This is a genomic window from Chitinophagales bacterium (assembly GCA_041392475.1).
Classification (GTDB): domain Bacteria; phylum Bacteroidota; class Bacteroidia; order Chitinophagales; family UBA2359; genus JAUHXA01.
Genome location: JAWKLZ010000002.1, coordinates 2,178,275 through 2,198,205, shown reverse-complemented (window position 1 = coordinate 2,198,205; position 19,931 = coordinate 2,178,275). Strand labels below are relative to the sequence as shown.

The following is a 19,931-nucleotide window of genomic DNA, read 5'->3' as shown; positions in this document are numbered from 1 at the left end:
AAAATGAAAAAATGATAATATATTTTAATTGTAAATATGTTTTTCAAGTCATAGACTTCTCAGCAACACATGGACAATTACTTTTAAGAAGCCTAAAGACAAGAGAGAGAGGGTATAATATTGATATAATTTTGAAGGGAGTAAGTCATATAATACTTCCAACAGAATTTAGGGGTATAGAAATATCTATCTTGACTAATGAAGAAAAAATAAAATTTCTTCAAAATGAGTTTGATTTTAATATTGACTATGATAATCGAATTTTTTTGATAAAGGATACTCAGAAAAAAGAGTATTTCATAAATACCTTTTGCTTTGGATTGTATCATAATGAATTAGATATACTGGAAACCAGTATTGGAAGGTATGATTTTGAGAATTTTGGGGAACTTCAACAATGGTATGCTGATTAATTTTTGTTAGTAAACTGTAATCCTACATTTAGCTCTTTGAGGTACAAAGTTGTAAATTTATTGTCAAATATTATTATGAATATTCAATGGTTTAAAAACAAAATAGAACCTACTTTAAGCGAGTTTGAAATAAAATACAAATACTTTGAAGAAGGCGATTTTGGAAGCCTTAATCAAGTAGAATTCAACTCGCTAACTAAGGGAGGAGAAGTAGATTTTTGGAGTAGCGGAGTTTTGGCAATCCATTTGGTGGATTATGTAGAAGGAGTTGAATTAATGAATGAATTTTTAGAGTCAAAACAAACCAAAGAAAAAGAAAATGCCTTGAGAAGATTACAAAATCTTTTGAAGAAATAAAGTCTAAATCGGGACAAACTTTTATTGAATTGAGTAGTTATGTTACTTTTATCCCACCCCCAAAAATAGCGTTTCAAAATAATCTTCAAATATGCTTGTTTTTATACACCTCATGACCCTTTGGAAAATGGAATTATTCTCCAATCTATTTGTCTTTGTTGGAACAGTAGTTTTTATGGAGTGTTTTGCATGGTGGATGCACAAGTATATACTACATGGGCCTCTGTGGTTCATTCACAAAAGCCATCATCGCCCACACAAAGGATGGTTTGAAGTCAATGATTTGGTGGTATTGGTTTATATCATTCCCACTCTGTTTATGATGTATTACGGGTACGAAAAAAATCACTGGCTTTGGTGGATTGGAGCAGGTATCAGTTTTTACGGAGTTTTTTATTTTATCCTACATGACATCGTCATTCACCGCCGCATCAAATTCAGCTACCGCTTTCAAAATCGCTACCTCAAACGTTTGATTCGAGCACACAAAATACACCACAAACACCTCGAAAAAGAAAATAGCAAAGCATTTGGATTTCTGTATGCTACCAAGGAATATGATGTCTAATTTACTGCGAAACAAATGTTTCGTAAGCCTCTTGTACCGCCTTTTGAATGTCAAATGATTTTATCCATTCGATATCCTCATTTGCTTCATGCTCTTTGCTACACACTACTTTCACACATTTTGGACTATAAGGAACGACAATAGTAGTGGAAGCAGGAAATTCTCGTGTTGTAGGAACTGCATTGCTTTCACTGTGCATTTGCATCAATTTTGGGTTGCTCACGCTTACTGAATACAACTCTTTCCCTTCCTCATCCATAAAATTCATGGTGATAGAACGATCCGAGACAAGTGATTTGGTTGGAATTCCTTCGCAGACTTTTTGCACATCAATGTTCCAATCATTACCATTGGCAGTTAGTTCCAAAATAATGACCTTTTCGTAGTCATAAATATTGACAACCTCAGTTGGAGGCTGTGCTAATGTAGATAAGCTTGTTAAGAACAAAATAAAAAGTAAATTATGTTTCATAGATTGAGGATTTGTTGAGAATTGCGAATGAAATAGTGATGTAATTTGGAGCAAAGACTTCCGAAATTTTTGTTTTAAAAAGAACTGAACCACAAAAAAAATCAGCCATCTTTTGAGAATAAATTTCGGAAGTCTATATCGTTCCTAAAGCATAAAAGTAGGTTTGCTTCAACAAGGGACACACTCGATAACGCTCATCATGCGTATCTTCATAAAGTGCCTCCAATGTTTCATAAACGTACTGAATACCGATAAGTTCTGCCCACTCAAAAGGACCGTGAGGGTAACTTGTGCCAAGTTTCATTGCCAAATCAATATCATTTTTGCTCGCTGTTCCTTCTTGCAGCGTATAAAAGGCCTCATTGATAATCATCAATACCACCCTTGCGCTGACCATTCCTACCCTGTCAGCAACCCACCGACAATAGATTCCCATTTGCTCCAAAAGTTTAGTTGCCGCCAATTTTGAGGTTTCATTGAGAGCACTCATTTCCCACAAGTTACGGTTGATAAACGTTGGCAGCATATTCATGCCTATAAGATGGCAGCGTATGGGTTTAGGCATGAGTTTGGTGACAGCCGCCAAAGATTGTTGTACACCACCCAAAATCACCACTTTCTGATTGAGTTCAGCATACCTTTCTAATAAATGAAAAGATTTTTTTTCAGCAGCAGTCATATCTATAATAATATCGAATTCACTGAATTCAAAATCTTTATTTATGGCAATTGTAATGTTTTGTTTTGGAATCTGGTAGTTTTTTTCTTGAAATTCTTCAATTCTGCTATCATCTCCCATTAGTAATATCTTCATTATGGTTATTTTTGCCTAAATTTATGAAGTTTATTGATTAAACCTTCCAATAAAATGCACAAAAACATAGTTTCTACTAACCAAGCACCTGCTCCTGTTGGGCCTTATAGCCAAGCAGTCTGGGCGGGCAACCTATTGTTTTTATCGGGACAAATAGCCATTGACCCTGCTTCAGGAACACTCGTTCTTGATAATATTGAAGCAGAAACACACCAAGTCATGAAAAATATTGAGGCCATGTTGACTGCCGCAAATTTAACTTTTGAAAATATTGTGAAAACAAGTATTTTTTTAAGTGACATGAATGACTTCAATAGTGTCAATATAGTATATGGAAGTTACTTCAATGCAGACACTGCTCCTGCAAGAGAATGTGTGGAAGTAGCCAAACTACCAAAAGGAGTGAACGTAGAAATTTCGGTCATTGCCTTTGCAGCATAAAAAACTTAGACACCTTACAAACGTTTAGGTTTTGGATACATGAATTACCATTTTCATTATTAGTTGATTGATTATTCATTACAAGCAAGACACAATAGTTTTAACGAGATTACATTACAATGAAAGACAAAATTGTATTTTGGGGAACGAACGAAAAGAATCAGAATGTTTTAGTGACACTTCGCCTCAGAGCCGCTGATAATAAGGTAGATATATGGATGTTTGAAAAATCCACAGTTAGCCAAGAGTTTGTTGACAAAATGTTTGAAGATTGGGACAACATTGAAGTAGATACACTTCCCGAACCTTATGAATATCTTGAACACGACATGTCCTCGCCCAGCATTTTACCCGATACCATTTTAGCAAACAATACGGAAATGATCAACCGTGCTGAAAAAGAATGGTATGTGAAAATATTGGCATCCAAACTTGCGATGAAACTTGAGGAAGAGGTTGTTCAACTTGTCAAACAGGTAGGTGGGATGGAGAAATACGACAAAGATGTTTGGACACTTGCCAAAGACTACTGGGACAAAATCAATCAACATTTTCAGAGTAGAGATCTATCGCGTGAGCAAACTGCCTCTCTGCGAGATATGATCAATACGGCTTTCGATAAATTAAAAAAACTCCGCAAAAATTCTAACGAAGAATTTGAGCAAAAAGCCAAAGAAAATGCAGAGCTTATCTTAAAGAAGATCAACACGATTGCGGATCAAGTAGCAGATTCTCGAAACCTAAATGGGCTTTTCGACACTTTGAAACAAATGCAGTCAGACCTAAAAAAACAACGATTTACCCAAGAGCTGAGTAATGTCATTCGAGATAAAATGAATGAAACCTTCCAACAAGTAAAAGAAGCACGTAGAAACCACCGAAATAGCCGTTTGACAAATCGGATCAAAGGTTTGGAAAGTGCCATTTATAGAATGGAAAAATCTGCAAGAAGAGATGAGGAAGATTTGGCATTTCAAAACAGAAGGGTTCAGGCATCGGAGGGAAAACTCGAAAAACAATTGCGTGAAGCAAAAATCGTCATGATTCAAGAACGACTTAACTCCAAAAGTGTGAAGTTGGATGATATGCACAAAACACTGAAAGAGTTGAAAGACAGAGTCAAAGAAGATGAAGACCGAGAAATAGCAAGAGAGAAAGCGGAGTTAGAAAAAGCAGAGCAACGAGCCAAAAGGGAGGCTTCTCGAAAAGCCAAACAAGCCGCAAGAGCAAAGGCTGCCGAAGAAGCACAAAAACTGAAAGAAGAACAAGAGGCTCAAGCTGCTGCAAAAGCTGAGGAAACGGTAGTAGAAGAAGTTGTGGCAATGGAAGAAACGGCTGAAAATATGGTAAATACTGAAACTACAATGGAAGAAGTTGTGGTACAAGAAGAAACAAAATCTACAGTTGAAGAAGCTGCTGCAATGGAAGAAACCATTGAGAAACAAGCAGAAGATGCTGGTCTAACCGATGAAATTGCAGAAGTGATTGCAGAAGAAACTACTCCTATAGTTGAAAGTCCAATGACTCCAGTTGAAGCTGGTGTGGTGGATGAAGCAACAACAGCCGTAGAAGGTGAAGAAGCTGCTGAAAATGAAGCAATAACAGAACATGCTATTGAAGAAGTGATTGCAGAAGGAGAAACAAATTCAACATTGATTGAGGAACTTCCTGCAAATGAAGATGCCATGGAAATGACCTCTGTTATCACTCCACTGATTGAAGAAGAAACACCCTCAGCAGAGGATGCAGAAGCGGAGAGTTTGGAGGTAGATGATATTTTGACTTCTCACACAGATGATTCAAAAGACGCTGAAAAATAAGCAATTGACAGATAGTTGAATCCAATAAAGCGATATTCATTTTTACTGCAAAGTGGGATGAATATCGCTTTTTATTTAAATTTACACCTTAATATTTTCATTACATGAGTAGTTTTCACTTCAATGAACAAGTCTTGGAACGCAGTTATGAAGTTCCCGTCGTTGTGGATTATTGGGCACCTTGGTGCGGGCCTTGCCGAACATTGGGGCCTGTGATTGAAGCAGTTGCAGATGAAGCGAATGGCAATTGGGAATTGGTGAAGGTAGATATTGACGAACATCCAGACTTGGCTGCTCAGGAGAAAGTGCGGGGTATTCCTGCTGTGAAAATGTACCATCGAGGCAAAAAAATTGCAGAGTTTATGGGTTCTCTCCCCAAACAGCGGATTTTGCAGTGGATAAAAGATTTTATGCCGGATGAACGCACCAATCAGTTTTTAGAGATTCAAATCAAATTAGAGGTAAATTATACAGCAGGATTATTTGATTTAGAGGATTTTGTAGCTCGCAATCCCGACCTTTTGGACGCTCATCTATTTTTAGCCAAAGAAATCATTTTGCAACAACCCGAACGGGCAATGCAGTTGGTAAGCGACATTAAAATTGGACATGATTTGTATGATTTTGCAGAAGACATCCGAACTTTGGCTAAATTGATGACCTTGCCTTTGACCGAAAATACGGAAGTCAGCCGCAAACTGCAATCTGCTCGCCTTGCTGCTGCGGAGAACGATATTGACCTCGCCCTTCAATACCTAATTGAGGCGGTGACTATTGATAAAAACTACCAAAAAGATTTGCCCCGTCGAGCAAGCATCGCTTTTTTCCATCTACTGGGTAATGAGCATGAACTCACTGTAAAGCATCGTAAGACTTTCGATAGGGTTTTGTATTGATAGAATCTACTTCTTCTTCACCTTATCAGGATTTGCCGCCAAAAAAGCCTTCCAATTTGCAGCCTTGTTACCGCCTGAAGGAATAGGCGACTGCAATTGAAGGTGGTGACAAACCGCAACACCCAGCGCATCTGTTGCATCAAAGTATTTCGGCATCGTTTCCAATTTCAACAAACTTTTCAACATAGCTGATAATTGTTCTTTCGAGGCATTGCCATTCCCGGTGATGGACTGTTTGATTTTTCGAGGAGCATATTCTTGTACATTCATTCCATAGACCATTGCTGCCGCAATCGCTACCCCCTGCGCTCTTCCCAACTTGAGCATGGACTGTACGTTTTTACCAAAAAAAGGAGCTTCAATCGCCATCTCTTCAGGCTCATAAGCATTAACCAAAAAACTTATTTTTTCGTAAATCACCTTCAATTTGGTATAGGCATCGGGATATTTGTTGAGGCGCACCACACCCAAGCTGTGAATTTTTACCTCATTTTTTCCCATCACTTCAATAACTGCGTACCCCAACACCACTGTACCAGGGTCTATTCCTATGATTTTCTTATTTTTGTCCATCCGAGTAGCAAATTTGATGAATACAATATTGACCAATTCCTTTTTCAAAAAGAACCTTACCCGACTGCTAAAGGTACTCATTTTTAGTGGTTTGGTCTTGGCGATTTACCAGCAGATTGCCCGACAAAAAGATTTTGAGGCCATTGCATGGACTTTTTTAAGTTCTTTTCGTTTTCAGAATGTATGTTGGCTATTAGGCGTTTGCAGTTTTACTTTTGTCAATTGGGGCATTGAAGCCCAAAAATGGCGACAACTGTTGTCGAAAATGGAACGTCTTTCTTTCAAAGACGCTTTTAGAGCCATTTTGTGTGGCATTACCCTCTCACTTTTTACTCCCAATCGGGTGGGGGAATACGGTGGGCGGGTATTGATTTTGCAGCACGCCAATAGATTGCAGGCCATTGCTGTTACTTTGGTAGGTAGTTTGAGTCAAATTATAGCGAATGTAACACTTGGGGCTATTGGTTTTCTGAGCTTTGCAGCGTTTTATTTGCAGTGGCAGTCTTGGCAAATAGGTATTGCAGTTGGAGCGTCAATTCTACTTATCACTGCTCTTTTTTTGGTCTATTTTCAAGTACAAAAATCGGAACAATGGCTTGCCAAAATTCCGTTTTTTCGCCGCTACAAAACGTATTTTGCACCCATTGCAGCCTACAATACTCCAGAGTTGAGGCAAGTGCTGGGCTGGTCTTTTTTGCGAAACATGGTTTTTACGCTGCAATATATTGGCTTGTGTTGGACCTACAATATGGAAGTGGATGTTTGGACGGCTTGGACGGTGGTGAACACTATTTTTTTTGTGCAACTATTTATCCCGAGTATTGCCCTTATAGAATTGGGGATTCGTGGCAATGTTGCGCTGTTTTTTTGGGGATATGTGACTGCCAATCACTTAGCGATTATTGCTGCAACGTTTAGCCTTTGGTGGGTCAATTTGGTGATGCCTGCCTTGGTGGGTTGGTGGTTGATTAGTCGTTTGAATATTTTGGAAGGTTGGAATGGAAAATTGGAGGAGTAGAAATAAACCAACCTTTGTTATTTTTGTCTAATAAAAAAATGTCATTGGATGAAGAAGTGGGCATTGTTGTCTTTAGCGATTTGTATGGGTGTTATTTACCATGCTCATGCTACAAAAGAACTTGAAAAAAAATCGAAGGTTTCTCCTTCAAAAGAAGCAATGTGTTCGCTTCCGATGGATTACCATACCTTTCAATCGGGTGAAAAATTGACCTTCAAAATTTACTACAATTGGTCGGCAATTTGGATGAAAGCAGGTAATGTGACTTTTGATGTTTCGGATGCTTATCTAAACAACAAAACGGTTTACCATGTTGATTGTGTAGGTAAAACTGCTTCGGCATTCAATTGGGTCTATCAAGTGGATGACCATTATGAAACCTATATTGACCCTGCTAATTTGCTGCCATTGAAGTACATCCGAGATATCAAACAGGGAAAATTTACGAAAAAGAACCAGTTTCGATTTTTCCATGACCGAAATGAAGTCTATATTGACTATCGGATTCGCAAGGGTGAGGTGAAAGCAAAGGATGAGGTAGCACCTATCAAATCTTGTACTCAAGATGTGCTTTCAACCTTATATTATGCTCGTGCTTTTGACTTCAAAAACAGCAACTTAACGATTGGCGACACAATCCCGATTGATGTTTTTTTGGATGGCAAATCCTACAATGTACATCTGCGGTATCTGGGCAAAGATGAACTGAAAGCCAATATTGGGGGTAAGTATAGATGCCTCAAATTTGCACCTTTGCTGTTGTCGAGTTATGCTTTCGGTGAGGGTGGAGAAACGATGGTGATTTGGGTGACGGACGATTCCAATAAGCTGCCTTTGCTAATTGAATCCCCTTTGAGGGTAGGCTGGGCAAAAGCCTACTTGGATGAATATGAAAACTTGGTGTATCCTTTGGATGCTAAAATAAAATAATACAACATGAAAAATCTATCTTTCTTCGATACGCTTCGATACCACTTCAAGGCCTCATTTCTTTCCCTGTTTGGTCTCAGATTTGCTATTCTGTTGGCTGCAACCTCTCTCATTTTGATGAGCAGCAGTGTGGCTGTTGGCAATAAAAACACGAGCAATCGAAATGATGTTTGTGGTACTTATATGGATCTCAATACTTTTCAAGTAGGGGAATCCTTGACCTACAGAATCAACTATAAGTGGTCTGCCATCAATATGACCGCAGGCAATGCAACCTTCAATCTCAATGAAGTCAATTACAAGGGCAAACCTACTTACCATGTGAAATGTGTGGGTCAAACGGCTTCTGCCTTCAATTGGTTCTACAAAGTTGATGATAGCTATGAAAGTTACATTGACAAAAAAAGTATGCGTCCTGTAAAATTTGCTTTGGACATCAACGAAGGAAAATATTCAGAACAAACACAATACGAGTTTTTTCACGACAACAACAGGGCGAATGTCAATTACCGCATCAAAAAAGGAGAGGTGAAAACGAAGAACGAAGATGTGGCCATTTCGAGCTGTGTTCAAGACATCGTTTCTATTCTTTATTATACCCGTTCGCTTGATTTTTCTAAGTTCAAAGTAGGCGAAACGGTTCATATTGATTTGTTTACCAGCGAAAAAACAAAAGAGGTGTTCTTTCGGTATTTGGGCAAGGAAGTGGTCAAAACCAAATTGGGTAAAATGCGCTGCATCAAACTTTCTCCTTATTTGTTAAACAGTGACACCTTTGGAGAAGGAGGTGAAGACAAAATGATTATTTATGCTTCGGATGATGCCAATAAGCTGCCTGTATTGATTGAATCGCCTGTGACGATTGGTAAGGTAAAAGTACATCTGACAGACTACGAAGGTTTGAAATACCCGATTACGGCGATGGTGGATTAGTAAAACAACTATCCAAAAACGACCACAACCGTATAAATAAACGGAACTGCAAAAAATAGTGCATCAAAACGATCCAAGATGCCACCATGTCCTGGCAATAGGTTTCCCGAATCTTTGACATTCAAACTTCGCTTGAACATAGATTCTACCAAGTCACCTAAACTCCCGAACAAAATGGCTGTAACTGCCACACCGTACCACACATATTCACCAAAATCATTTGGAAACACATACGGAACTGCTACTGCAACAGCCAATCCTCCAAGCACTCCGCCAATGCTTCCTTCCCATGTTTTCTTGGGTGAAATACGTGGAAATAAAGGAGTTTTTCCAATCATTCGCCCCACTAAATAAGCGGCAGCGTCGTTTGCCCAAATCACCAAAAAAATACCTATCAAACGGTTGGGCTCAAAAATTCCATGATAGTTGGCAATCACATTGATAAATGCACAAGGTACTGCAATATAGACAGGCCCCATTAGATTGAGTGCCACCCGAATGAAGGGGCTTTTGGACTTGGGTGCAAATAATTCTTTGAGGAATAAACCTGAAATGATGGGTAGTATCAATGCCATGAAAGGAGTTGGAATCCATTGAAGGTAAGCCGCCACAAGAAGGGCATAGACCAAAGAACCTACGATACTCATACCCAATCTTTCACGGCGAGGTTTCTCGTGTTTGTTAATGGGATAAAGGTCTATCAATGTTTGATACTCCCAAAAACCACCAAAATTAATGAGTAAAAACAGTAAGAATAGACTCAGCGGACTGTAGTAAATTCCTGCCAACATAATTGCCACAAAAACTACTGCCGTTAAGAAGCGCGTAGCTAAATTGCTCATAAATCATGCTGCTTTATGATGCTCATTGCCTCTACAGCTTGTTTTTCGCTAGTGTACAATTCTACTTCACCCCACATATTGTAGGCAGAATCTTTCTTGTTGAGTATCACACTGTCAATGTCATTTTCCTTCAATACACCCTTAGCGATTTCTGCTAAATGATGTTGTGGTGTGCTGTATATTTTTACCCAAGTATTATCCATAAAACAAATCCAAATTAAAGTATAATCAAAAGATTGTTATTTTTTTATGCCTCCGCATATTTAAAGTTACTCCGAAACAAATACAGTAAAACCGACCCAAGTACCAAACTACCAACAACCATAAAAAGCAAGCTCGTTTTTGCATCTGTTGGCATGGTTTCAAATGTAGGTGTTTCGCTCGAAATATCCATTTGTCCTGCATATACTGCTACTACTTGTACGCCATTGTTGATAAAATGCCCGATGATGGGATACCATAAGTTATTGCTCCAATAAAACAAATAACCCAACAACATACCAATGATCATACGAGGCACAAAACCGTAAAACTGAACGTGTATGGCACTAAAAATCGCTGCACTGATAAAAATCGCCAGATGTGGCTTTTTTGTCCAGTCCTGCAATAGTTTTTGGAGTCCTCCCCTAAACAACATCTCTTCTCCAATAGCAGGAATAATGGCTATCATCAATAAATTCAAGAGAAAATCTCCTATGCTATCCATCTGCAAAAATACCTCTGTCAAACCTGCTAATTGCAACTCCTGTTCTTTCATCCAAGTTTCCATCCCTTGCAAAAAATCGGGCAGTACCATTGCCTGATTTGCAATCATTAATACAAGTAAGACGGGAAAGGCTACCACCATAATGACAACCGACAAAATAGTAGGATTGATTTCTGCCCCTTTTTTCCATTGAAGGTATTGCAGTCCATCGCCTGTTTTTAAATAACTGAAAATAACCGCAGGGATGATGAAAATACCAATTGAAGACAACACTTGCATCACCTTATATAGGTTGATATCTCCTTTCGACATATTCACAAAGTCCATTGACTGAATAGATTCTAAACTTTGGCCACCTATGATTAGTAATACCCCCAGGCCTATCAGACTGAATATAACATACGATGACAATACAATGAATGTAAATGTTAGGAATTGAGAGCCATAAGAACGTTGATTGATACCAATAAAAGGATGTGGTTCCATTTGGGAGATATTTTCGCCAAAGTTAAGGAATTTTCAATAGTTCTCTGCTTTTGACAACTCAGCCATTAGAAAAAAGGAATGGGTTCTATAAACTCATCCAAAGGCTTTTTCTATTTCGTCATTTTATAGTCATATATTCAAACAAAACTATTTTTCTGCAATTCATATTTTTTTGAGAAGAATCATTTTGTTATTTTCCATAACAAAATAATAGTCAATTTATTTGATGTTTAAAAATTAAGCATTGTGATTCTTCTTTTTTTGTAGTATCTTGAAGGTGCTATAAACCATGAATTATTTAATTTCTAAAATCGTTTTTGTTATGATGAATTATTATTTTAAGTGGATTTGTTTGTATTACTTGTTGTTTGTGATGGGTTTAGGTATTATAGGGGGGGGGGGGATTTGTTTGGACAAAACTCAGAAGAGTCAAATAATATAGTTCAAATTTATGATAGATTTGGGAATGTATATTCGCCTAAAGACATATCCTACAATTCGATAACAAAAATTGATGGTATTCATGAGTTTTCGGGAGAAGGGATGAACTTTGTATTGGAATTAGCAGATGATTTCCCACAAGCAGCAATAGATGTCATTGAACAAGTTTTGAGAGATATTTCTGTTCTTTTGGTAGAAACACCTCTTTCTTGTGACGGAAATGTAAATGAAGATACACCTCCCGAATTAAGAATTCAGCTAAAGGCTCAGTACATCCCATTAGGAAGTGGTGTGCAAGGAGCAAGTGCGAGTTCATTTTACTACAATTTTTCCAATGAAAACAATAGCCTTCCAGGAGTGATGTATGGAAATGTTTGGAAAGTTATCAATAGTGGAGTTGACCCTACTGAATTTCCTTTACTCACCTCCATAATAGAAAAAACGAATCATGGTTTACTAAATGTAAATTTTCATGAATCTATTAATTGGAATTATAATTTATCTGATTTATCTCCAAATAGCAGTACCAATACTGATTTTTACCAAGTGATTTTACATGAAATGCTGCATATGTTGGGTATTGCATCTTTTATTGATTCAGATGGGAGTAGCTTGTATGGCAACAATGTAGTTGGGCAGGCAGGTTTGTACTCCCCTTTTGATTTGTTCTTGCAAAGTAATGGGCTTAATTTATTAGCATTACAGGACGGTTGTTATGAAGCTACTTTCAGTACCCCAAGTACAAATCTTATTGCAGGGTGCAATGAAATTCGATTTATTACAAACCAATTAAACTTACCTATTTATGCGCCTACAACAGGATGGAAACCCGGTAGTAGTTTGAGTCATTTTGACAATTCATGTGGAAACTGGCATTTTGTTATGAACCCTGCTGTTCAAAATAATGCTAATAACCAACCTATCAGAGTACCTACTGTTGAAGAAGTAAAAGTTTTGTGTGCTTTGGGGTATGAGACAACAGGGGAATATGGAGCTATTTCTTATTCGCCAGATTATCAATGTGGTCAGAATACAGCAGCAGCAGCAGGTGACAAAGGTATTTATGATTCTGGAACAGAAAATTGTGAGCATAGGTATATAATTGCTCAGTGTGAAACCTTAGAAATATTTTTTGATGATATTTTAGCAAACGATGTAAATATATCTTCATTCGGGACTTACGACCCTTGTTTTGAAATAGTAAAAGGAGGAGGGCAAATTACTGTTAACCAAAATAGTATAAGCTTTCAACCAGGAAATTTAGACCTTAATATTATTCGATATATTCCAAATAATGAAGGGAATAAGACCAATATGGAATTCATTTATATATCTGTTTCTCCTTGTTTAGATTTTTGTTCAGAGGGATTTATTGATGCCTGTAATTTGATTTGCAATAGTCAGATTTCAACTTCTAATACTAATTGTAATTCAACACAACCGATTATCACCCCTCACCAATTAGGTGGTAATTGTACGGTAGATGCTTGGAATAGAGGAAATGGCTCACCTGACTACTGGGTAGATCAAGTACAGCTATTCTCGGTTTATAAAAAGGTCAATATATTTTACTCTAAAGGAACTATATTTAACTGCTTATTAAGGCAAATAAATTTATAAATTGCCCTCATTGATTTCACTGGAATTAGATAGAAAATCCCCCTAATTCTCTCCCAAAAAGCTTTGAAAGTTCCACAAGTAGCCTTTGCTTTTTGAAAATAAGTATCCATATGTTGAGCTATTTGGTCGACTAAAAATGCTAAGAATGTCAGCAAGGCAAAATTGGTCGTTAAATGCTTTTTTCCATGCCCATAATTATGCTCTAAATGATAGCCTTGATTTTTCAAGGTATTGAAAGTTTCATTTTCGATTTTCCATCTGGCTCTGGCTACTGCAACTAATTCCTCTATATTCTGCTCATTAATAGGTATATCTGTTATCCAAGTGCTATAGAAAACTTGCTTTCCTGTTTGATTATCTACTTCTTTATATTCAAAGTAGTTGGTTTTAACATCTAAGTGAGTTCCATTCAAAATAAGACCATTTGTAAAGTAGGCAGTACAGGTTTTATTGTCTTTTTGCCAAGTACGGCTTTGTAACTTGCCTGCTTCCCGAAGTCTTTGAACCTGAATATTGACATAACTTTGACCTTTAATGCCAATCACATATCGCATATCTTCTTTTTCTAACTCCTTGATATGAAAACCATTGGGGTATAAGGCATCAAATATAGCAATGATTTTCTCGTTGGGTAACATTTTACGCACCTTAGGAATCAAGCGTTTACAAGCATTCAACTCACAATCATTTTTCTGATTTCCATCTTGCTGAACGATTGCTTCACAAGCAATTGGAAAAACAGTAGATTGCTTAGGATGTACCGCTGCGGCTCCCAATAATTGATGATAAAATGTTTGTTTCCCATTCTTATGATTTTTTACCAAACACTGAGGACAACCTTTTTTATTTGAGCAATAATGACCCGTCGCATCGAAAGGAATTGCTACATAACCATCTAAAACATAACGGCTTTTAAACACTCCTTTTTTTGATAATAAATCAATTGGAGCTTTGAATTTCGATTGCAAATCGGATGGACTTACACCATCTAAGCCTTCTCGAAGAGCTATGTCTGAAGGTAATGAATCTATACCATACACTCTTTCAAGGTTGGCTGAACGAATAGGGTATAGCCCTCGAAAGTGCGATAAGGAAGGGTCTTTGAGAGAAAACATTGCAAAACCTGTCATTAGTAAATTTACCAAAGTATAGGTCGAATTAGATGCTCTATGGTCTTTTATTTCCTCAAAATTACTACGTACTGTTTCGATTAAATTATCTATCATTCAACTTTTTAGCACAAATAAAAGCTTTTTTTTGTATATTGTCATATTAAAATTATTTTAAACCGAGAATAGCTGGATCAAGTACCAATACTTATTAATGGATCTATATCTATCGTAAATTCATGGAATGCGAATCCTCCCAATAATGGTTTTATTGGTATGAGAACGAACCCAATTAGTCCCTTAGATGATTTTAATGGTGAAAGCGTTTTTACACCGACTTTTCCAGTAGAAGGCGAGGATTATATATTGTCTGTTTTTATAAATCTATCTTTCCTTCAATGGGGTAATGGTAATAATGGTAATTATACTGGCGGTTTGGAAGATTTCAACGTCTTGTTGGTGGACAATACAGATTGGACGGCTTCAGGAGAGTCTGGCAATTTTCCTGCGAATCGTCAAGTATTAATTCAAGGAGTTGCTATGCAAAATCTCCCGCAAGGAAGCACTTGGCTACAAGTAGTGAGTTGTTTTACAGCACAAGAACATCCTAACCCACAAAGACAGTACAATTCCTTGTATTTTGTAGGAGTGAATCAAACACAAAGAACCTACCTTTTATTAGACCAAGTAGAATTGATTGAATGGGAACATTTAGAAGATCAAACTTTGAATATTGTAAATTGTGGAGAATGTATTACTATAGGGAAGGAGATATGTGGTAGTATATCAAATATGGCGTATCAATGGCGAAATGTCAATACGGGAGAAATTTTGGAATTGGACGGCTTGGGAAACCCTTTGAACGGTTCTGAAAGTCAAATAACCGTTTGTCCGAAAATACCGACCCAATATGAACTAAGAAGAAATATCTTACCAAGTGCCAACGGATTGAGGTATGTTGGAGATTGTTTAAATAGTGAACCAACTCTTCCAAATGAAATGGCTACAATTATGGTCAAGACACCAGAAGATTGTTGTCCTCCTGAGTTAAACCTTGATTTTGACCTAGACAATGGAGATATATTTTGTTTTGGGCATTTTCCCACTATTACCCCCAATATAGTAGGGGGCACTTTTTCCAGCACTTCAAATGCCTCCTTTGATACACTCAATTCCAATACGGGTGCTGTGAATTTCAAGGGTGAAGTGGGGCAACATGAAATATGTTATTCCATCATAAATGAATTTGAAGATTGTGTTGATTTTGTTTGTAAGACTATTTTTATTGAAGATGGATGCTGTGCAGAAGATATACCCACAGCAGAAACTGTGGCGTGTTGTTTGGAGCAAACAGAAAATTTAATCAATGAGGATTTTGTAGTGACTGCCAATGATAACAATCCTATTACTTGGACTGCTGTTAATAATGGATTAATGGATGCTTTCTCTTTACCTTCGAGAAGTGCAATAAAAATGAATAGCACTTTATTTATTCCCAATGGCACTAATTTAACCATAAATAACATGGAATTTGAATTTGGGCCGAATGGTAGAATTGTGGTAGAACAAGGGGGAGTATTGTTTTTGGAATTCAGCACTTTGAGCGGCTTATGTAACAGTATGTGGCAGGGTATTCGAGTGTTGGGGCCTGGTTTTGGTGTTAAAAGAATAACAAATGTGAATTATGGCTTTTTAAGAGTATCTACAACAACGATTCAACATGCGCTCATAGGAGTGGCAAATGCAAATTGGAAGGTGATGAATATGGAGGAGATAGTAGTAAATGAATTGCAAAACTTCAATGAGTTTACCATGACAAGTGATTTCCATTTGAACAATACTTTTGATAAGGAAAATATAATCGAAAATTACAATACTGCTGGCGGAGTTTGTCAAATTAGCAAAGAAGCAAATTTTATAGACTGTTTTCATGGTGCTTATTTTAGATATTATTTCAACACAGGCGCAACAGGAAATACAGATTATGTACGATCTGCAAATTTTGAGGTGCAAAACTCTCTACCATATCCTTTTTCAGAATTCAATGAACCTGTATTCATGGAAAGTGGAGTAGAGTTAGATACCTACAATTTTATAGATATAGGAGCTAATACATTTAGTGGTATCAAGTATGGAGTAAGGGGCAGACATGCAAGTGGAATTCATTTAAAAGATGAAGGGGCAAATGTAAGTGCTATCAATACATTTGAATTTTGTGAGGTTGGAGTTTCTTTCAAAAACTTTTTAAACTCAATTCTCAATAGTTCGACTAATATTATATTTGACAATGATTTTGACAATTGTTTGACTGCAATTCAAGCAAGAGGAACAGATATTGAAATTGATAAGAATCGAATCAATGAAGATATTATTCCCAGTCAAGAAATGTTGGGTATTTTACTAGCAGGATGTGAGTTTGAAGTGACCAATAATGATATTCACAAAACAGTTCTTGCTACTACCTTAATAGCCCATCCAGGTAGAGGGGCAATGCCTGTTAGAAACAATGAGTACTTTGGTAATTTCTACGATGTTTCTATTTTTGGAGACAATGATGCGGCTGCTGTTACCTGTAATGATTTTTACGATACAGAGGCTAACTCTATACAAATTCGAGACTATCCGTTTGGTACATTTGACCCTTTGGGAATGTTTGATGACCAAGGAGATTGTGGAGATCCATTTATACAATTACCAGCAGACAATAGGTTTTTCTCCGATAATGTCACTTTCGATATTGAATGGTTGGCAGATACTTCAAATCCCAACGCAGATGATGGATTTACTTACAGTCATCGCTCTATTAATGATGGCAATGAGTATCTTCCAAGTGTAAATAACCCTATTATTGTGGAAATAGAGTCATGTGTTGGTGCTTCTGACTACAATGCTAATTGTGGAATAACTGGGTTAAAAAGCGACGAAGATATATTGGATATTCCCAATGAAAAAGAAAAAAACCAAGCTGCAATTGCCAAGGTAAAATATTATGTTTCGATGGATGATGTGGAATCGGGAGTAGATTTGTTGGAAAATTTGAATACCAAAGTAGCAGATAAACTTTTGTTGCCTTATTACATTGAAAACAACAGCTTTACGCCTGCCCAACAAATTTTAACCAGTTTCCCTCTTCATTCATTGAACGACCAGCAGTTTAAGGATTTACATTCCATTTACCTCAACATAAAACAAAGAGGAAGAAGTTGGTTTCAACTAAACTATGCTGAAAAACAGACGATTCGAGGCATAGCAGAAACCTATACTCAGATGGGGTTTGAGGCTCAAAATTTATTGAGTACGATTGAAGGTGTCTTTTATCCCATTCCTTTACCAGAAATGGCAGGACAAGGCGGAAGTCACAAAACACAAATAGAAAATCTCGACTTTTTGGTTTACCCAAATCCAACAACAGGTTTGTTTCAAATCAACTATTCATTAGAGACATTAGAAACAGGAAATATAATACTATATCGAGCAGATGGAACAATGGTATTGTCCCATTCTTTTTCTACAAAAGATATATTGGATTTTGATATAGGCTCGCTGCCCAATGGGATTTATTATTATCAGTTTTTTGTAGAGAATAAGCTATTAGAAACAAATAAGCTGATGCTCCTTAAATAATTTTTTCAAGCCTGTTTGAAAGTTTTATTTCAAACAGGTTTTTCTTTTATTTCTAACAGAATTATAGTATGAAAAATATTTATGTATTGTTAATTGGACTTTTTTTTTGGAATGAAATGTTGAGTCAAGCTAAGTACTACGAGAAGTCTATTGGTTGGACGAATGTACAGCAAGGACATAGAATTGTTGCTCTTAATGATACCACCTATTTTGTATTGGGACGGCAGCTTTCAGTAAATGAGAATTTTGCAAAAAGTTTTGGTGTATTTTTAAATCAGTATGGTGATACCGTTCAACGTGAGGTTTACCCTACCTCAAGACCTTTTTACTTTGCAGAGATTGTTCCTACATCAAAAGGCTATTTACTGACAGGATGTTATGAGCATATAGGAGATTCCTGTACAAGCGCACTTATTGAGTTGAATCATCAACGAGAGTATCAAAAAACGATGTTAATTGGTAATGAAGAGTATCGCAGCATAGCTGATTTTATAACACCAACGACCGACAATGGATTTTTGTTAGGAGGACATATTACGAAAGAGTCGGGTTTTTGGATTCCTTATTTAATCAAAATAGATGAAGATGGTAACAAACTTTGGGAGAAAACCTATCCTTTAAATTCCAGTAATCATCATAGCATACGAGACTTACTACCTGCAAAAGGAGGAGGATATTATCTGTTAATCTTAAACAATTTAAATTTCTTTACAAGTCCCCCACAAGGAAATATATTGTTGATGAAAATAGACGAAGAAGGCAATAAAGAATGGCAAAAAATTTACAATTTTGGAGAGGTCGACCAAGCAGGATTATTCATTCATACTTCTGATGGCGGCTTGTTGTTGGGCAGTCAAATTCAGAATTACATCTCAGCTTTCATCAAATTGGACAACAATTTTGAAGTAGAATGGATATCAGAGGAGGTATATCCCGATTGCTATATGATTAAAATTATAGAGTTGGAAGATGGTAGTTTTGTAAGCGCAGGATGTTATGAATGGGATGGAGAAACCCAAAAAAATGATGCAAAAATTGCTAAAATGGATGCAGCAGGAAATGTATTGTGGGAAAGAAAATATGGAGGAGAAGACGATGATTATTTTTACGATATGATTCAAACACCTGACGGTGGCTATCTAATGACAGGCAGAACCGAGAGCCTACCCGAACCTGGCGCCAACGTCTATCTCATCAAAACCAACTGCATGGGCCTCCTCACCGAACCCCAAACCTCCTTCTCCGCCGAACAAGACCCCGACAATTCACTTACCTATCACTTCACAAATCTCAGCGAATACGTCTATCCCGACAGCATAGACGGAGGACACTTTTTGTGGGATTTTGGCGATGGTGCGACTTCGGAAGAATTGCATCCGACACATTCTTATGCCAACAAAGGAGAATCTCGCATTGTGACCTTGACCGCCATCGTCTGTTCCGATACTTCCCGATTCGACATCAAAGTGGTGACAGGAGAAGAAATTGTAGGGATTGAAGGAGTGGACGGTCTTCCCGCTTTTTCCTTCAAAATGTATCCGAATCCTACAAGCAGTGGACAGGTGTTTGTGGACTACGATTTGCCGAAAGAGGGATTGCTGCAATTGTATGATTTGCAGGGGAAAGAGGTGGGGAATTGGATATTAGGTATTAGATATTCGCAGGTGGATTTGGATTTGGGGGATTTTGTGGAGGGGATGTATTTGTATCGGTTGACTTGTGGCGGGGCGTTTTTGAAGGGAGGGAAACTGGTGGTGGAGTGAAACTTTGGCAACGGTTGGAAACCTTGCCAACAGTTGAACGGATAGTTTGACGAATGGTGGCGTGTTTTGAAGGGAGGGAAATTGGTGGTGGAGGGAAATAGTATT

The 19,931-nt window shown here is 37.4% G+C and carries 19 protein-coding genes; 12 read left to right on the top strand and 7 right to left on the bottom strand.

Annotated elements, in window-relative coordinates; genetic code table 11:
* The first annotated feature begins 11 nt into the window (after positions 1-11).
* The 3 genes from R3E32_22185 (at position 12) to R3E32_22175 (ending at position 1,338) form a co-directional block, all read left to right on the top strand.
* On the top strand, positions 12-413 hold the full coding sequence (locus R3E32_22185) for a hypothetical protein (protein MEZ4887458.1): 402 nt from the start codon (positions 12-14) through the stop codon (positions 411-413).
* Between the two features lie 75 nt (positions 414-488).
* Complete coding sequence (locus R3E32_22180) at positions 489-770, top strand: hypothetical protein (protein MEZ4887457.1); 282 nt, start codon at positions 489-491, stop codon at positions 768-770.
* 91 nt (positions 771-861) lie between these two features.
* Positions 862-1,338, top strand: a complete 477-nt coding sequence (locus R3E32_22175) for a sterol desaturase family protein (GenBank protein MEZ4887456.1) — start codon at positions 862-864, stop codon at positions 1,336-1,338.
* A 1-nt stretch (position 1,339) separates the two neighbouring features.
* Here the strand turns inward: R3E32_22175 and R3E32_22170 are convergent, their stop codons facing one another.
* Positions 1,340-1,810: a hypothetical protein gene (locus R3E32_22170; protein ID MEZ4887455.1), complete on the bottom strand. Its 471-nt coding sequence runs from the start codon at positions 1,808-1,810 to the stop codon at positions 1,340-1,342.
* Between the two features lie 133 nt (positions 1,811-1,943).
* Positions 1,944-2,624, bottom strand: a complete 681-nt coding sequence (locus R3E32_22165; protein MEZ4887454.1) for a 3-hydroxyacyl-CoA dehydrogenase family protein — start codon at positions 2,622-2,624, stop codon at positions 1,944-1,946.
* Between the two features lie 54 nt (positions 2,625-2,678).
* On the opposite strand from R3E32_22165, the gene R3E32_22160 reads away from it, so the two are divergent.
* The 3 genes from R3E32_22160 to R3E32_22150 all read left to right on the top strand — a co-directional run bounded on the left by R3E32_22160 (position 2,679) and on the right by R3E32_22150 (position 5,781).
* On the top strand, positions 2,679-3,065 hold the full coding sequence (locus R3E32_22160) for a RidA family protein (GenBank protein MEZ4887453.1): 387 nt from the start codon (positions 2,679-2,681) through the stop codon (positions 3,063-3,065).
* A 119-nt stretch (positions 3,066-3,184) separates the two neighbouring features.
* Positions 3,185-4,885, top strand: coding sequence for a hypothetical protein (locus R3E32_22155; GenBank protein MEZ4887452.1), 1,701 nt, complete (start codon positions 3,185-3,187; stop codon positions 4,883-4,885).
* 104 nt (positions 4,886-4,989) lie between these two features.
* The gene (locus tag R3E32_22150) at positions 4,990-5,781 is read left to right on the top strand and encodes a tetratricopeptide repeat protein (GenBank protein ID MEZ4887451.1); all 792 of its coding nucleotides are present in this window, start codon (positions 4,990-4,992) and stop codon (positions 5,779-5,781) included.
* A gap of 6 nt (positions 5,782-5,787) precedes the next feature.
* Here the strand turns inward: R3E32_22150 and ruvC are convergent, their stop codons facing one another.
* A complete protein-coding gene (ruvC, locus tag R3E32_22145; GenBank protein ID MEZ4887450.1) occupies positions 5,788-6,354 on the bottom strand; it encodes a crossover junction endodeoxyribonuclease RuvC in 567 nt (188 codons plus the stop codon).
* 16 nt (positions 6,355-6,370) lie between these two features.
* Between ruvC and R3E32_22140 the strand changes: the two genes are divergently transcribed.
* The 3 genes from R3E32_22140 to R3E32_22130 are packed head-to-tail and all read left to right on the top strand — an operon-like array spanning position 6,371 to position 9,235.
* Positions 6,371-7,372, top strand: coding sequence for a lysylphosphatidylglycerol synthase domain-containing protein (locus tag R3E32_22140; GenBank protein MEZ4887449.1), 1,002 nt, complete (start codon positions 6,371-6,373; stop codon positions 7,370-7,372).
* A 48-nt stretch (positions 7,373-7,420) separates the two neighbouring features.
* Entirely contained in the window at positions 7,421-8,302 is an 882-nt protein-coding gene (locus R3E32_22135) for a DUF3108 domain-containing protein (GenBank protein ID MEZ4887448.1), read from the top strand.
* A 6-nt stretch (positions 8,303-8,308) separates the two neighbouring features.
* Positions 8,309-9,235 (top strand): DUF3108 domain-containing protein, encoded by a 927-nt coding sequence (locus tag R3E32_22130; GenBank protein ID MEZ4887447.1) that lies wholly within the window; start codon positions 8,309-8,311, stop codon positions 9,233-9,235.
* 8 nt (positions 9,236-9,243) lie between these two features.
* Here R3E32_22130 and R3E32_22125 read toward each other — a convergent pair whose 3' ends face one another.
* The 3 genes from R3E32_22125 to R3E32_22115 are packed head-to-tail and all read right to left on the bottom strand — an operon-like array spanning position 9,244 to position 11,269.
* On the bottom strand, positions 9,244-10,077 hold the full coding sequence (locus tag R3E32_22125) for a phosphatidate cytidylyltransferase (protein ID MEZ4887446.1): 834 nt from the start codon (positions 10,075-10,077) through the stop codon (positions 9,244-9,246).
* Positions 10,074-10,280, bottom strand: coding sequence for a DUF2007 domain-containing protein (locus R3E32_22120; protein MEZ4887445.1), 207 nt, complete (start codon positions 10,278-10,280; stop codon positions 10,074-10,076). The genes R3E32_22125 and R3E32_22120 overlap by 4 nt, the downstream gene beginning before the upstream one ends.
* Positions 10,281-10,324: 44 nt before the next feature.
* The gene (locus R3E32_22115; GenBank protein MEZ4887444.1) at positions 10,325-11,269 is read right to left on the bottom strand and encodes a CPBP family intramembrane glutamic endopeptidase; all 945 of its coding nucleotides are present in this window, start codon (positions 11,267-11,269) and stop codon (positions 10,325-10,327) included.
* 405 nt (positions 11,270-11,674) lie between these two features.
* Between R3E32_22115 and R3E32_22110 the strand changes: the two genes are divergently transcribed.
* Positions 11,675-13,330, top strand: coding sequence for a hypothetical protein (locus R3E32_22110; protein MEZ4887443.1), 1,656 nt, complete (start codon positions 11,675-11,677; stop codon positions 13,328-13,330).
* Here the strand turns inward: R3E32_22110 and R3E32_22105 are convergent.
* Positions 13,279-14,556, bottom strand: coding sequence for a transposase (locus tag R3E32_22105; protein ID MEZ4887442.1), 1,278 nt, complete (start codon positions 14,554-14,556; stop codon positions 13,279-13,281). The genes R3E32_22110 and R3E32_22105 overlap by 52 nt on opposite strands.
* Before the next feature lie 159 nt (positions 14,557-14,715).
* Here R3E32_22105 and R3E32_22100 point away from each other — a divergent pair, with 159 nt between their 5' ends.
* Complete coding sequence (locus R3E32_22100) at positions 14,716-18,063, top strand: T9SS type A sorting domain-containing protein (protein MEZ4887441.1); 3,348 nt, start codon at positions 14,716-14,718, stop codon at positions 18,061-18,063.
* A gap of 68 nt (positions 18,064-18,131) precedes the next feature.
* The gene (locus tag R3E32_22095; GenBank protein ID MEZ4887440.1) at positions 18,132-19,826 is read left to right on the top strand and encodes a T9SS type A sorting domain-containing protein; all 1,695 of its coding nucleotides are present in this window, start codon (positions 18,132-18,134) and stop codon (positions 19,824-19,826) included.
* Positions 19,827-19,931 lie beyond the last annotated feature (105 nt).

Bases quoted from the DNA above. Each gene is read 5' to 3' on its own strand.
- R3E32_22155 (MEZ4887452.1), top strand. From the start codon at position 3,185: ATGAAAGACAAAATTGTATTTTGGGGAACGAACGAAAAGAATCAGAAT.
- R3E32_22160 (MEZ4887453.1), top strand. From the start codon at position 2,679: ATGCACAAAAACATAGTTTCTACTAACCAAGCACCTGCTCCTGTTGGG.
- R3E32_22185 (MEZ4887458.1), top strand. From the start codon at position 12: ATGATAATATATTTTAATTGTAAATATGTTTTTCAAGTCATAGACTTC.
- R3E32_22105 (MEZ4887442.1), bottom strand. From the start codon at position 14,556: ATGATAGATAATTTAATCGAAACAGTACGTAGTAATTTTGAGGAAATA.
- R3E32_22125 (MEZ4887446.1), bottom strand. From the start codon at position 10,077: ATGAGCAATTTAGCTACGCGCTTCTTAACGGCAGTAGTTTTTGTGGCA.
- R3E32_22150 (MEZ4887451.1), top strand. From the start codon at position 4,990: ATGAGTAGTTTTCACTTCAATGAACAAGTCTTGGAACGCAGTTATGAA.
- R3E32_22170 (MEZ4887455.1), bottom strand. From the start codon at position 1,810: ATGAAACATAATTTACTTTTTATTTTGTTCTTAACAAGCTTATCTACA.
- R3E32_22095 (MEZ4887440.1), top strand. From the start codon at position 18,132: ATGAAAAATATTTATGTATTGTTAATTGGACTTTTTTTTTGGAATGAA.
- R3E32_22175 (MEZ4887456.1), top strand. From the start codon at position 862: ATGCTTGTTTTTATACACCTCATGACCCTTTGGAAAATGGAATTATTC.
- R3E32_22120 (MEZ4887445.1), bottom strand. From the start codon at position 10,280: ATGGATAATACTTGGGTAAAAATATACAGCACACCACAACATCATTTA.
- R3E32_22140 (MEZ4887449.1), top strand. From the start codon at position 6,371: ATGAATACAATATTGACCAATTCCTTTTTCAAAAAGAACCTTACCCGA.
- R3E32_22135 (MEZ4887448.1), top strand. From the start codon at position 7,421: ATGAAGAAGTGGGCATTGTTGTCTTTAGCGATTTGTATGGGTGTTATT.
- R3E32_22130 (MEZ4887447.1), top strand. From the start codon at position 8,309: ATGAAAAATCTATCTTTCTTCGATACGCTTCGATACCACTTCAAGGCC.
- R3E32_22180 (MEZ4887457.1), top strand. From the start codon at position 489: ATGAATATTCAATGGTTTAAAAACAAAATAGAACCTACTTTAAGCGAG.
- R3E32_22115 (MEZ4887444.1), bottom strand. From the start codon at position 11,269: ATGGAACCACATCCTTTTATTGGTATCAATCAACGTTCTTATGGCTCT.
- R3E32_22165 (MEZ4887454.1), bottom strand. From the start codon at position 2,624: ATGAAGATATTACTAATGGGAGATGATAGCAGAATTGAAGAATTTCAA.
- ruvC (MEZ4887450.1), bottom strand. From the start codon at position 6,354: ATGGACAAAAATAAGAAAATCATAGGAATAGACCCTGGTACAGTGGTG.
- R3E32_22100 (MEZ4887441.1), top strand. From the start codon at position 14,716: ATGAGAACGAACCCAATTAGTCCCTTAGATGATTTTAATGGTGAAAGC.